14 protein-coding genes are annotated in these 10,718 nt (G+C 73.1%); 13 read left to right on the top strand and 1 reads right to left on the bottom strand.

The genetic code is table 11. The annotated features are described in order from the left end of the window. Positions 1 to 76: 76 nt before the first annotated feature. From KME80_RS48260 to KME80_RS48230, 7 genes are all read left to right on the top strand, one after another. Positions 77 to 595 (top strand): hypothetical protein, encoded by a 519-nt coding sequence (locus tag KME80_RS48260; protein ID WP_308126257.1) that lies wholly within the window; start codon positions 77 to 79, stop codon positions 593 to 595. Positions 596 to 701: 106 nt separating this feature from the next. Next, on the top strand, positions 702 to 2,060 hold the full coding sequence (pafA, locus tag KME80_RS48255) for a Pup--protein ligase (RefSeq protein WP_219519189.1): 1,359 nt from the start codon (positions 702 to 704) through the stop codon (positions 2,058 to 2,060). A 75-nt stretch (positions 2,061 to 2,135) separates the two neighbouring features. Next, positions 2,136 to 3,068 (top strand): FKBP-type peptidyl-prolyl cis-trans isomerase, encoded by a 933-nt coding sequence (locus tag KME80_RS48250; protein WP_219519184.1) that lies wholly within the window; start codon positions 2,136 to 2,138, stop codon positions 3,066 to 3,068. 112 nt (positions 3,069 to 3,180) lie between these two features. Beyond that, positions 3,181 to 4,020 (top strand): FKBP-type peptidyl-prolyl cis-trans isomerase, encoded by an 840-nt coding sequence (locus tag KME80_RS48245; protein ID WP_219519181.1) that lies wholly within the window; start codon positions 3,181 to 3,183, stop codon positions 4,018 to 4,020. A gap of 57 nt (positions 4,021 to 4,077) precedes the next feature. Beyond that, positions 4,078 to 4,428, top strand: coding sequence for a hypothetical protein (locus KME80_RS48240; RefSeq protein ID WP_219519179.1), 351 nt, complete (start codon positions 4,078 to 4,080; stop codon positions 4,426 to 4,428). 10 nt (positions 4,429 to 4,438) lie between these two features. Next, on the top strand, positions 4,439 to 5,110 hold the full coding sequence (locus tag KME80_RS48235; RefSeq protein WP_219519176.1) for a helix-turn-helix transcriptional regulator: 672 nt from the start codon (positions 4,439 to 4,441) through the stop codon (positions 5,108 to 5,110). Between the two features lie 33 nt (positions 5,111 to 5,143). Further along, positions 5,144 to 5,623 carry a DUF3291 domain-containing protein gene (locus KME80_RS48230; protein WP_219519173.1) on the top strand — a complete coding sequence of 160 codons (480 nt, stop codon included), beginning with the start codon at positions 5,144 to 5,146 and terminating at the stop codon, positions 5,621 to 5,623. On the opposite strand, the gene KME80_RS48225 is transcribed toward KME80_RS48230, so the two are convergent. Continuing rightward, positions 5,569 to 6,657, bottom strand: coding sequence for a DUF3866 family protein (locus tag KME80_RS48225; protein WP_308126256.1), 1,089 nt, complete (start codon positions 6,655 to 6,657; stop codon positions 5,569 to 5,571). The two genes, KME80_RS48230 and KME80_RS48225, sit on opposite strands and share 55 nt — an antisense overlap. 37 nt (positions 6,658 to 6,694) lie before the next feature. On the opposite strand from KME80_RS48225, the gene KME80_RS48220 reads away from it, so the two are divergent. The 6 genes from KME80_RS48220 to KME80_RS51445 all read left to right on the top strand — a co-directional run. Next, positions 6,695 to 7,660 (top strand): helix-turn-helix transcriptional regulator, encoded by a 966-nt coding sequence (locus KME80_RS48220; protein WP_219519171.1) that lies wholly within the window; start codon positions 6,695 to 6,697, stop codon positions 7,658 to 7,660. After that, the gene (locus tag KME80_RS48215) at positions 7,657 to 8,622 is read left to right on the top strand and encodes a helix-turn-helix transcriptional regulator (RefSeq protein ID WP_219519168.1); all 966 of its coding nucleotides are present in this window, start codon (positions 7,657 to 7,659) and stop codon (positions 8,620 to 8,622) included. Before KME80_RS48220 ends, KME80_RS48215 begins: the two co-directional genes overlap by 4 nt. After that, positions 8,619 to 8,774, top strand: a complete 156-nt coding sequence (locus tag KME80_RS48210; RefSeq protein WP_219519165.1) for a hypothetical protein — start codon at positions 8,619 to 8,621, stop codon at positions 8,772 to 8,774. Before KME80_RS48215 ends, KME80_RS48210 begins: the two co-directional genes overlap by 4 nt. A gap of 67 nt (positions 8,775 to 8,841) precedes the next feature. Next, positions 8,842 to 9,156, top strand: coding sequence for a Sec-independent protein translocase subunit TatA (gene tatA, locus KME80_RS48205; RefSeq protein ID WP_219519162.1), 315 nt, complete (start codon positions 8,842 to 8,844; stop codon positions 9,154 to 9,156). A gap of 33 nt (positions 9,157 to 9,189) precedes the next feature. After that, the gene (tatC, locus tag KME80_RS48200; protein WP_246647039.1) at positions 9,190 to 10,086 is read left to right on the top strand and encodes a twin-arginine translocase subunit TatC; all 897 of its coding nucleotides are present in this window, start codon (positions 9,190 to 9,192) and stop codon (positions 10,084 to 10,086) included. A 16-nt stretch (positions 10,087 to 10,102) separates the two neighbouring features. Continuing rightward, the coding region (locus KME80_RS51445) for a diacylglycerol/lipid kinase family protein (protein ID WP_308126255.1) at positions 10,103 to 10,718 on the top strand (616 nt) is incomplete at its 3' end.

Below are 10,718 nucleotides of genomic sequence, written 5' to 3'. Positions count from 1 at the left end.
CCGATCTCGGAATGATGTGATCTGTCTCACATCATTCCGGCCGAACTCGCGGCCAAGATCGGCCGTCGTAGAGTCCGTGAAGATTCTTCAGCGCAGCCTCGTCGCGGGCGCCGCCGCCGCGGCCGTGGTCCTGTCCTCCGGAGTCGCGGCCGACGCCGCCGCCTACCCGAAGTACAAGACCCCCAAGATCTTCGGCACGACGTTCCAGGCCGACCCGGGGCACGACTTCACCAAGCGCATCCGCTCACGCCACAACGGCATCCTGCGCGGCTGGATCACCCACGTGCGCGGCAGCGTGGCCGAGTACGAGCCGATCCGGTGGAAGAAGGGCGGCGTCACCGAGGGCCGCTTCGTCGGCCCGCCGGAGGGCGACGTGACCGCCTACGCCTCGCCGATCGCCGGGAACGTCGTCTTCCTGTCGGCCGTCGGCTGCGGCTCGGCGATGACCAAGCTGACCGTCGACCGCAGGGGCCTCGGCGCCAAGCGCTGCTCCCGCGCCGACCTGATCAAGCGCGCCAAGCGCTACGAGCGCCCCGCCCTCATCACCGTCCACCAGGGCAAGATCGTCAAGGTCCAGGAGATCTTCACCCCCTGACGGAAGGGCGCGCGGCCTCGCGGGGGCGGGCCGCGCCGCACCCCGCGCGGGGAAAACACCGTGGAGATCTCTCCCGCCGGACCATCCGTGGGCATAGTGTGAGGTGATGGATCGTCGCATCTTCGGGCTGGAGAACGAGTACGGCGTGACCTGCACGTTCCGGGGGCAGCGCAGGCTGTCGCCGGACGAGGTCGCGCGCTACCTGTTCCGGCGGGTCGTGTCCTGGGGCCGATCGAGCAACGTCTTCCTCCGCAACGGCGCACGCCTCTACCTCGACGTGGGCAGCCATCCTGAATACGCAACACCCGAGTGTGACAACGTCATCGAGCTCGTCACCCACGACAAGGCCGGCGAGCGCATCCTCGAGGGACTCCTCGTCGACGCCGAGAAGCGGCTGCGCGAGGAGGGCATCGCGGGTGACATCTACCTGTTCAAGAACAACACCGACTCGGCCGGCAACTCCTACGGCTGTCACGAGAACTACCTGGTCGGCAGGCACGGCGAGTTCGGCCGGCTGGCCGACGTGCTCATCCCGTTCCTGGTGACGCGGCAGATCATCTGCGGCGCCGGCAAGGTGCTGCAGACGCCGCGCGGCGCTGTTTACTGCGTGTCGCAGCGCGCCGAGCACATCTGGGAGGGCGTCTCCAGCGCCACCACCCGCAGCCGGCCGATCATCAACACCCGTGACGAGCCGCACGCCGACGCCGAGCGGTTCCGCCGCCTGCACGTCATCGTCGGCGACTCCAACATGAGCGAGACCACGATGCTGCTCAAGGTCGGCGCCACCGACCTGGTGCTGCGCATGATCGAGGCCGGCACCGTGATGCGCGACCTGTCGCTGGAGAACCCGATCCGCGCCATCCGCGAGGTCTCCCACGACATGACCGGCCGCCGCCGGGTGCGGCTGGCCAACGGGCGCGAGGCGTCCAGCCTGGAGATCCAGGAGGAATACCTGTCGAAGGCGAAGGACTTCGTCGAGCGGCGCGGCGGCGACGCCATCGCCCGCCGGGTCCTGGAGCTGTGGGAGCGCACGCTGCGCGCCGTCGAGACCGGCAACCTCGACCTGGTGTCGCGGGAGATCGACTGGGTGACCAAATACCAGCTCATCGAGCGCTACCGCAAGAAGTACGACCTGCCGCTGTCGTCGCCCCGGGTGGCGCAGCTCGACCTGGCCTACCACGACGTCCACCGCAAGCGCGGCCTGTTCTACCTGCTGCAGCGGCGCGGCTCGGTGGAGCGGGTGGCCTCCGACCTGAAGATCTTCGAGGCCAAGTCGGTGCCGCCGCAGACGACCCGGGCGCGGCTGCGCGGCGAGTTCATCCGCAAGGCGCAGGAGAAGCGGCGCGACTTCACCGTCGACTGGGTGCACCTCAAGCTCAACGACCAGGCGCAGCGCACGGTTCTGTGCAAGGACCCGTTCCGCAGCGTCGACGAGCGGGTGGACAAGCTCATCGCGGGAATGTAGCGGGTGGTTTACCTCGGCCCTACCGGGATGTCGGATAGGGTGACGCGAACCTGACGTCTTTTCCGAGGGAAATCCATGCGCCGCGCTCTGGCCGCTCTGGCCGCCGTGCCTTTGATCTTGTTCGCCGCCGCGTGCGGTTCCGAACCGACCGCCACCACGGCCACCACCGGCGCCGGCTCCGCGGGGGTGAAGGTCACCGGACAGGTGGGCGCCAAGCCCACGGTGACCTTCCCCTCCGGCAAGCCCGCCACGAAGTCCTCCTACGAGGTCGTCACGGCAGGCACCGGCCCGGCCGTCAAGACCGGTGACCAGCTCATCGTCAACCTCACCGTCTACAACTGGGACGGCAAGGAGAACGCCTTCCAGGGCTCCTCCTACGACACCAAGGCGCCCGAGACCATCCCGGTCAACGAGCAGCTCCCGCAGGTGCTGCGCGACGGCTTCACCAAGGTCAAGCACGGCGGCCGGCTGCTCGCCGTCATGGCCAGCGATTCCGAGGCCCAGCAGCAGAACGCCCAGCCGGCCCAGCCGACGAAGGTCTTCGTGCTCGACGTCGTCGGCACGCCGCCCAAGCCGCTGGCCGCCGCCACCGGCAAGGAGACCGGCGACAGCCTCAAGGGCGTCAAGGTGGAGAGCCCCGGCGGCGACAAGGCGCCCGTGCTCACCACCAAGACGGACGCCAAGCCGTCCAAGGAGCTCGTGGTCAAGACGCTGATCGAGGGCACCGGCGCCAAGGTGCAGCCGACCCAGACGCTCACCGTCCACTACACGGGCAAGATCTGGGGCACCGACAAGGAGTTCGACTCGAGCTGGGGCCGGGGCGAGCCCGCCGCGTTCCCGCTGTCGAACGTCATCCAGGGCTGGCAGAAGGGCCTGGCCGGCGTGCCGGTCGGCAGCCGCGTCGTGATGAGCATCCCGCCGGACCTCGGCTACGGCGCCCAGGAGCAGCAGGGCATCCCGGCCAACAGCACGCTGGTGTTCGTCGTGGACGTGCTCGCCGCCTACTGACCGGCGCCGTACGGGATCCCGAGGGGCCCGTCGGCGGACGCGGCGCGCGCGGTAGCATCGCCGGGCCCGGTGGCACCATGCCGCCGGGCCCGTTCGCGTCCGGGAGGCTCCGATGCGCCGACGCGCCCTCGCGGTTCTGCTGCCCCTCGCCTGCACCGCTGCCTGCACCGCTCCGGCTGCTGAGGTGACGGGGCCCTTCGGGGCCCGCCCCACGGTGGTCCTCCCGGCGGAGGCCGCCGATCCCGCCGTCCGGGTGGTCCTGGAGGGCGACGGCCCGGAGATCGGGCCGGACGACCTGGCCGTCGTCCACTACGCCGCGTACTATGCCGCGCACGTCCGGGCCGGCGGCGCGGCCCGGACCGCCGACTCCACCTTCGCCCGCGGCGCCCCCACGGCCGTCGTGCCGCCCGCGCTGGCCGCCGCCCTGCCCGGCCACCGTGTCGGCAGCCGCCTGCTCGTCACCCCGCCGCGCGACCGGCCCGCCGCCCCCGTGTACGTGGCCGACCTGCTCGGCAGGCACGCGGCCGGGGCGTCCCTGGACGCCGGCGGCGGGGAGCTGCACGGGGTCCGGGTGAGCGGCGGCGCCCGGCCGGTGCTGAGGCTGCCCCCGGGGCCGCCGCCGGGCCGGTTCGCCGCCGTGGTGCTCAGCCGGGGCGGCGGGCCCGCCGCGAGCGCCGGACGGCTGCTGGTGGCCCAGTACGAGGGCGTGGCCTGGGACGGCGGGCGGTCCGTCGGCTCGACGTGGCGGGCCGGACGCCCGGCGGCCTTCACCGTGGGCGACGGCGGCGTCATCGCCGGCTGGGACCATGCCCTGTTGGGTGTCCCGGCCGGGAGCAGGGTGCTGATGATCGTGCCGCCCGCCGACGGCTACGGCGCGAGCGGCCATCCGCCCCTCGGCGTCGGACCGGGCGAGACCCTGGTCTACGTGATGGACGTCCTGGCGGTCTACTGACGGGACGCGTACGCGTGAGGCTTGCTTCCGGGTGGTGATGCCGTTGCAATGGGCGTCATGATCAGATTCCTGACCGTGATCGTGACCGCCGGAGCGCTGGTGGCGGGGGTGGCGCCCGCCGCGTCGGCGGCGGAGCAGGCGCGGCTGTGCGCGAAGGTGCGGCCGTGCGTGGTGGGCGGCGACACCGGGTGGGCGTGGGTGCACGCCGCCGCCTCGGGCGCGCGCCAGGGCCGCGCGGTCGCGGCGCGGCTGCTGCGCAACGCCGAGGCCGTGCGCCGCTCGTACGGGGTGCCGGAAGGGGTGTCGATCTTCGTGATCAGGAAGGGCGGGTGCTGGCGGGCGTACGGGTCGTCCGAGCGGGTGCCGAGCCGGGCCTGCACGATCGGGCGGGCCGGGCGGGAGCTCTAGACTCGCGGCTGTGAGCGATGACGACCTCGACGCGCTGGCGCTGCTGCACGACCCGGTCCGCCGGAGCCTGTACGAGGCCGTGGCCGGGCGGGGCGGCGAGGTGGGCCGGGCGGAGGCGGCCGAGGCCGCCGGGGTCTCCAGGACGCTGGCCGGGCACCACCTGGACCGGCTGGTCGAGGCCGGGCTGCTGGAGAGCGGCTTCCGCGCGCCCGAGCGCAAGGGGCCGGGCAGCGGCCGGCCCGCCAAGGTCTACCGGCGCGCGGCCGCCGAGCTGTCGGTGAGCCTGCCGCCGCGCGAGTACGCCACGCTCGGCGCGGTGCTGGCCGAGGTGGTCGAGGAGCTCGGCGCCGAGGAGCGGGCCGAGGCGGCCGCCCGCCGCGCCGGCGAACGCCTCGGCCGCCGGGTCGCGGAACCCGCCGGCTCGGCGTCCTCCGGCGGCGATCCCGCCGAGGCGGTGCTGCGCGAGCGCGGCTACGAGCCGTACGCCGAGGACGGCCGGTTGCGCATGCGTAACTGCCCCTTCCACGCGCTGGCGATGGAGCAGCCGCTGCTCGTGTGCTCGATGAACCTGGCGCTGTGCCAGGGCCTGCTGGCAGGGCTCGGCGACGACCCGGACCGGGCCCGGCTGGACCCGCGGCCGGGGGAGTGCTGCGTCACCCTTTCTAAAACAAACGGAGATTGACATAGAAGGTTCCGGGATGGTGTGCTGAGCGTCATGCATCTCGCGGAGCTCAACCTGGCGCACCTGCGCGCGCCCATCGACTCGGCCGAGCTGGCCGAGTTCGTCGCCCTGCTCGAACCGATCAACGACCTGGCCGACCGCTCACCCGGCTTCGTGTGGCGGCTGAAGGAGAGCGAGGAGGACCCGACCGCCACCGTCCAGCACGAGTACGGCGACCACCTGCTGGTCAACTTCTCGGTGTGGGAGTCGCTCGACGCGCTGTGGAACTACGTCTACCGCAGCGACCACCTGGCCGTGCTGCGCCGCCGCCGCGAATGGTTCCTGCGCATGGCGGAGCCCGCCATGGTGATGTGGTGGATCCCCGAAGGGACCATCCCGACGCTGGCCGAGGGGATGGCACGCCTGCGCCGCCTCAGGACCGAAGGACCCGGCCCCGAGGCGTTCACCTACAAGGACGCCTACGACAGCAGCGAGGCCGCCAGCCTGCCCGCCGCCGCCGCGGCCAGGAAGTAGGCCAGGTCCTCCTCCAGCCCCCTGCCCATCGTCGACAGCCGGACCGGCGAGGCGGACAACGCCTCGCGCAGGCCGTCGACCGGCACCGGGACCAGGTCGTGCCGGACCGCCAGGAGCTCCGCCTGGTCCCGCACCCGCTCACCGAACGCGCCGTCCAGCATCGGCACCGGCACCCGGGCCCGCGCCAGCGCCACCCGCCCGTACGCCGTCAGCGAATGGTGCGAGACGCCCACGTGCCGCTCGCGCAGGTCGCCCTCGCTCACCCGCAGCGACGCCACCGGCCGCCCCTGCAGCACCGCCGCCGCGTTGACCGCCTCGCCCGCCGACACCCCCGAGAACCCCCACCGGGTGCCCGTGCCCAGGTTGCCCGGCCCCTGCGCGACCACCGCCACGTCGGCCTCCAGCACGTGGCGGGCCGCCAGCAGCCCCGTGTGGACGGTGACGGCCTCCACGTCGCCGCCGAACGCCTGCCCGACCGTGACCGTCCCCGCCAGCCAGCCGATCTCCCGCAGCCGCGCCGCCGCCATCGAGAACCACGCGGGCAGCGCCCCGCCGTCCTGCATCACGTACGCGACCCGTACGCCGGGACGGGACTCGTACAGGCCGCACAGGATCGGCGGGAGCGCCGAGTGCAGGTCGGCGACCACCACGGGCATGCCGTCGACGGAGTCGGCCTCGCGCAGGCGCTCGTGGAACGGGGAGTCCTGCTCGTCGGCGCCCAGCACCGTGGCCTGCAGCGGCGTGTAGCGCGCCTTCACCAGGTGGCCGGGGCCCTGGGGATCTTCCGGCAAACGGTTCGGCACTGCCACCACCATGGCGTAACCTCCCGTACCGAGACCCATCGCGAGTGCCGTCGTGTTGAGCAGCACCTCGTCGCCGGGCTCCGGGCGGCCCACCAGCAGCGGATAGGCCAGCGCCCGGGACAACGCGCCCGCCGCGTTGGAGTCCTCACCGGACACGGCGACGTCCAGCTCCATCGCTCCCGGCCACTCGCGCCGGATCCGCACAACCTCGCCCTTGCGCCATCTGATCACGGGGGCAGGGTAGCGTCGTTGAAGGAGGAGTGAGCAGATGTCGCGCCGTAAGACCGAGCGGTTGCTCAATCTGGTGATCTGCCTGCTCGCCACCCGCCGCCCGCTGTCGGCCGAGCAGATCCGCCAGGCCGTCCCCGGTTACGACCGCGACGGCGACGAGGCGTTCCAGCGCATGTTCGAGCGGGACAAGAACGAGCTGCGCGAGATCGGCATCCCGATCGACGTGGTCCGCGACCCGTGGGAGGACGAGCCCGGCTACCGCATCGAGCGGCAGTCGTACGAGCTGCCCGAGATCACCCTGGAGCCGGACGAGGCCGCCGTGCTGGGCGTGGCCGCGCAGGTGTGGCAGCGCGCCAGCCTGGCCGAGGCCGCCTCCGGGGCGCTGCTCAAGCTGCGCGCCGGCGGGGTCGCCACCGACGAGACCGCGGGCGGGGGAGTGGCCGGCGGCGGCGCGCTGGAGGTGCGCGTCGACACCCGCGACCCGGCCTTCCCGGCGCTGTGGGAGGCCGTGCGCGACCGGCGGCCGGTCCGCTTCGACTACCGCGGCGCCGGCAGCGAGAACGTGCACACCCGCACCGTCGAGCCGTGGGGCGTGGTCAGCCGCCGCGGCCGCTGGTACCTGGCCGGGTTCGACCGGGGGCGCGGCGCGCCGCGCGCCTTCCGGCTCAGCCGCATCACCGGCCAGGTCGCCGCCGCCGGCCGGCCCGGCTCCGTCGAGGTGCCCAAGGGCGTCGACCTGCGGGCCATGGTCGACTTCCCCGACGAGCCCGCGCGCGAGCGCACCGCGCTGGTGCGCGTGCGGCAGGGCGCCTGCGAGGGACTGCGCCAGCTCGCCCGGACCGTGCGCCCCGGCGCCGACGGGTGGGACGAGGCCGAGCTCACCTTCTCCGACCCCGAACGGCTGGCCGGATGGATGGCCAGCCTCGGCTCCGACGTCGAGGTGGCCGGGCCGCCCGACGCCCGCGAAGCCGTCATCCGCCGACTGAAGGGAGCGCTGGCATGAGCGGGTCCGCCGACCGGCTGCCCAGGCTGCTCGCGCTCGTCCCCTACCTGATGTCCCACCCCGGGGCGCAGGTCGGCGAGGTGGCCGAGGTGTTCGGCCTGAGCGAGAAGCAGCTCATCGACGACCTGCAGCTCGTGTGGATGTGCGGGCTGCCCGGCCACACGCCCGGCGACCTCATCGACGTGTCGTGGGACGGCGGCGAGATCGTCATCGACAACGCCGACACCATCGCCAGGCCGCTGCGGCTGGGCATCGACGAGGCCAGCGCGCTGCTGGTCGCGCTGCGCATGCTGGCCGCCACGCCGGAGCTGGCCGAGGTGCAGGGCGACGCGCTGCCCCGGGTGGTGGCCAAGCTGGAGCGCGCCGCGGGCGAGGGCGCCGCGGCCGTCAGCAGCCAGGTCGCCGTCGACGTCGACGCCGCCCCCGACGCGCTGCCCCGGGTGCGCCAGGCGCTGACCGCCCGCCGCCGGCTGTCGCTGCGCTACTACGTGCCGGGCCGCGACGAGGTGACGCCGCGCGAGGTCGACCCGATGCGGATCGTCGTCGTCGACGGGCGCAGCTACCTGGAGTGCTGGTGCTACCGGGCCGAGGCGATGCGGCTGTTCAGGCTGGACCGGATGCTCGGCGTCGAGGTGCTCGACGTGCCCGCCGACCCGCCCGCCGAGGCCGAGCCGATCGACGTCGCGCAGGGCGTGTTCCGGCCGTCGCCGACCGACGAGCTGGTCGAGCTGGAGGTCACCGCCGCCGGGCGCTGGGTGGCCGAGTACTACCCGTGCGAGCAGGTCACCGAGCTGGGCGAAGGGCGGCTGCGGGTGACGCTGCGGGCCCGGGACGAGGACTGGGTCCTGCGGCTGGCGCTGCGGCTGGGCGACACCGGCCGCGTCGTGGCGCCGCCCGCGATGGCGGGCCGCGTGCGGGAGGAGGCGGAGCGCGCCCTCGGCCTGTACGCTCACCAGGCATGACGTGGATCTTGCCGGCCGCCGTGCTCCTGGTCGCCGGGCTGGCCGTGATAGCGGTCGCCGGGCGGCGCGCGGCGGTGGCCGCACGCCGCTTGAACAGGGAGATTGCCCAAGTTCATCAGCAATTCAGACACAAAGAGAACATCGGGGGATGAGGCAGCGGCCCCGGCAGCGTACGATCGGGGGGAAGAACCGCACTTCGCTCACCATGAAGGACGTCACATGAACTTGGGAGCTCCGGAGATCATCCTGATCCTGGTGGCCTTGGTCCTGCTCTTCGGCGCCAAGAAGCTGCCGGATCTCGCCCGTGGCGTCGGCCGGTCCCTGCGCATCTTCAAGGCCGAGACGAGCAAGCTCAACGACGACGACGACAAGCCCACCGTCGTGCAGGCGCAGGCCGAGCCCCAGGCTCAGCCCCAGCCCGCGCCCCCGCAGCAGATCCCCGCGGCGGCGCCCTCCGCCGAGGAGCAGGCTCGCCAGCTGGAGGAGCAGGCCGCCCGGCTGCGTGCCGCCGCGCAGGCCGACAAGCGTCCCTGACCCATCCACCCCTCGTCCCCTTGGACTGACTAGATGGCGCTGCTGAAACGGTCGGATCCCAAACCGCAGCGGGATCCCGAGGGCCGCATGCCGCTGATGGAGCACCTGCGCGAGCTGCGCAACCGGGTGCTCATCGCGCTCGCGGCCGTGGCGGTCGGCCTGGTCATCGGCTGGCTCGTGTCCGGGCCGATGTGGGAGCTGCTCAAGGAGCCCTACTGCTCCGCCCCGCAGTCGCGCGATCTGACCGGCGAGTGCAGCCTGACCTACAACGGGATCTTCTCCTCGTTCTTCATCACGCTGAAGATCTCGCTGATGGTCTCCCTCGTCGTGGCCTCACCGGTGTGGCTCTACCAGATCTGGGCGTTCGTCACCCCCGCCCTCTACCGCACCGAGAAGCGCTACACGATGGCGTTCCTGGGGCTGGCCATCCCGCTGTTCGCGGCCGGCGCGGCGCTGTCCTACCTGATCATGGACACGGCGCTGGGGTTCCTCCTCAGCTTCTCGCTCGAGGGCACCGTCGCCACCATCTCGATCGACGAGTACCTCGACTACGTCCTGATCATGCTGTTGATCTTCGGCGTCTCGTTCGAGCTGCCGCTGCTGCTGGTCTTCCTCAACATCATCGGCGTACTGCCGCGCGCCACCGTGGCCAAGCACCGGCGCCTGGTCATCTTCCTCATGTTCGTCTTCGGCGCGCTCGTCACGCCGGGCGGCGACCCGGTCACCATGATGGCGCTGGCCGCGCCGATGATCGTGCTGTTCGCGGCGGCCGAGCTGGTCATGTACCTGCTGGAGCGCAAGCGGGCCGACCCCTACGCGGGGCTCGACGACGACCAGGCCTCCGCGCTGTCCGACGACGACACCCCCATCGACGCCCCCACCGGCGTGGACGACGGGCGACAGGAAGAGGATTCCGGTTCTGCCCGATAGGCGATAGGTTCCGGGCGTGGCCCCCCAAATCGCCCTGCTCGTCAACCCCGCCGCACGTGGCGGACGCACCCTGCGCCTGCTCGAACCCGTGGCCCGCCGCCTCCGCGCCGGCGGCGCCGACCTGTCGGTGATCGTCGGTGACGACGCGGCGGACGCGCTCGTGCGGGCCTGCGCCGCCGTCGCCGAACGTCCCGACGCGCTCGTCGCCTTCGGCGGCGACGGCCTCGTGCACCTCGCCGTCCAGGCCGTCGCGGGCACCGACGTGCCGCTCGGCATCATCCCGGCGGGCACCGGCAACGACATCGCCGCCGCCCTCGGCCTGCCCGTCAAGGACCCCGTCGCGGCGGCCCGCACCGTCCTCCGCATGCGCCCCCGCCCCCTCGACGCCGCCACCATCCGCCACACCACCGCCCCGCCCTTCCCGGACCCCTGCACGCGCGCGGGCGCCGCCGGTGGTCCCGGCGACGGTGGTTTCGGGGGCCGTTCCGGCGACGTCCCGAGGCCCGGTGACCTCGGGGGCGCCGGTGACCGCGCCGCCGGCCGCGCCGCCGCCGACCGCTTCGGCGGTGGTCTCTCCGGTGATCCTGGGGGCGTCGGGGCCGCCGGCGGGGGCCCCGGCGACCGCGCGGGAG

The sequence above is a fragment of the Nonomuraea ceibae genome (assembly GCF_019396325.1).
Taxonomy (GTDB): Bacteria; Actinomycetota; Actinomycetes; order Streptosporangiales; family Streptosporangiaceae; genus Nonomuraea; species Nonomuraea ceibae.
Note: the sequence above shows the minus strand (reverse complement) of the source record. Positions and strands in the feature narration are given on the sequence as shown.

Coding starts and splice junctions, on each gene's coding strand:
- pafA (WP_219519189.1), top strand. CDS start 702: ATGGATCGTCGCATCTTCGGGCTGGAGAACGAGTACGGCGTGACCTGC.
- KME80_RS48250 (WP_219519184.1), top strand. CDS start 2,136: ATGCGCCGCGCTCTGGCCGCTCTGGCCGCCGTGCCTTTGATCTTGTTC.
- KME80_RS48245 (WP_219519181.1), top strand. CDS start 3,181: ATGCGCCGACGCGCCCTCGCGGTTCTGCTGCCCCTCGCCTGCACCGCT.
- KME80_RS48240 (WP_219519179.1), top strand. CDS start 4,078: ATGATCAGATTCCTGACCGTGATCGTGACCGCCGGAGCGCTGGTGGCG.
- KME80_RS48230 (WP_219519173.1), top strand. CDS start 5,144: ATGCATCTCGCGGAGCTCAACCTGGCGCACCTGCGCGCGCCCATCGAC.
- KME80_RS48220 (WP_219519171.1), top strand. CDS start 6,695: ATGTCGCGCCGTAAGACCGAGCGGTTGCTCAATCTGGTGATCTGCCTG.
- KME80_RS48215 (WP_219519168.1), top strand. CDS start 7,657: ATGAGCGGGTCCGCCGACCGGCTGCCCAGGCTGCTCGCGCTCGTCCCC.
- KME80_RS48210 (WP_219519165.1), top strand. CDS start 8,619: ATGACGTGGATCTTGCCGGCCGCCGTGCTCCTGGTCGCCGGGCTGGCC.
- tatA (WP_219519162.1), top strand. CDS start 8,842: ATGAACTTGGGAGCTCCGGAGATCATCCTGATCCTGGTGGCCTTGGTC.
- tatC (WP_246647039.1), top strand. CDS start 9,190: ATGGCGCTGCTGAAACGGTCGGATCCCAAACCGCAGCGGGATCCCGAG.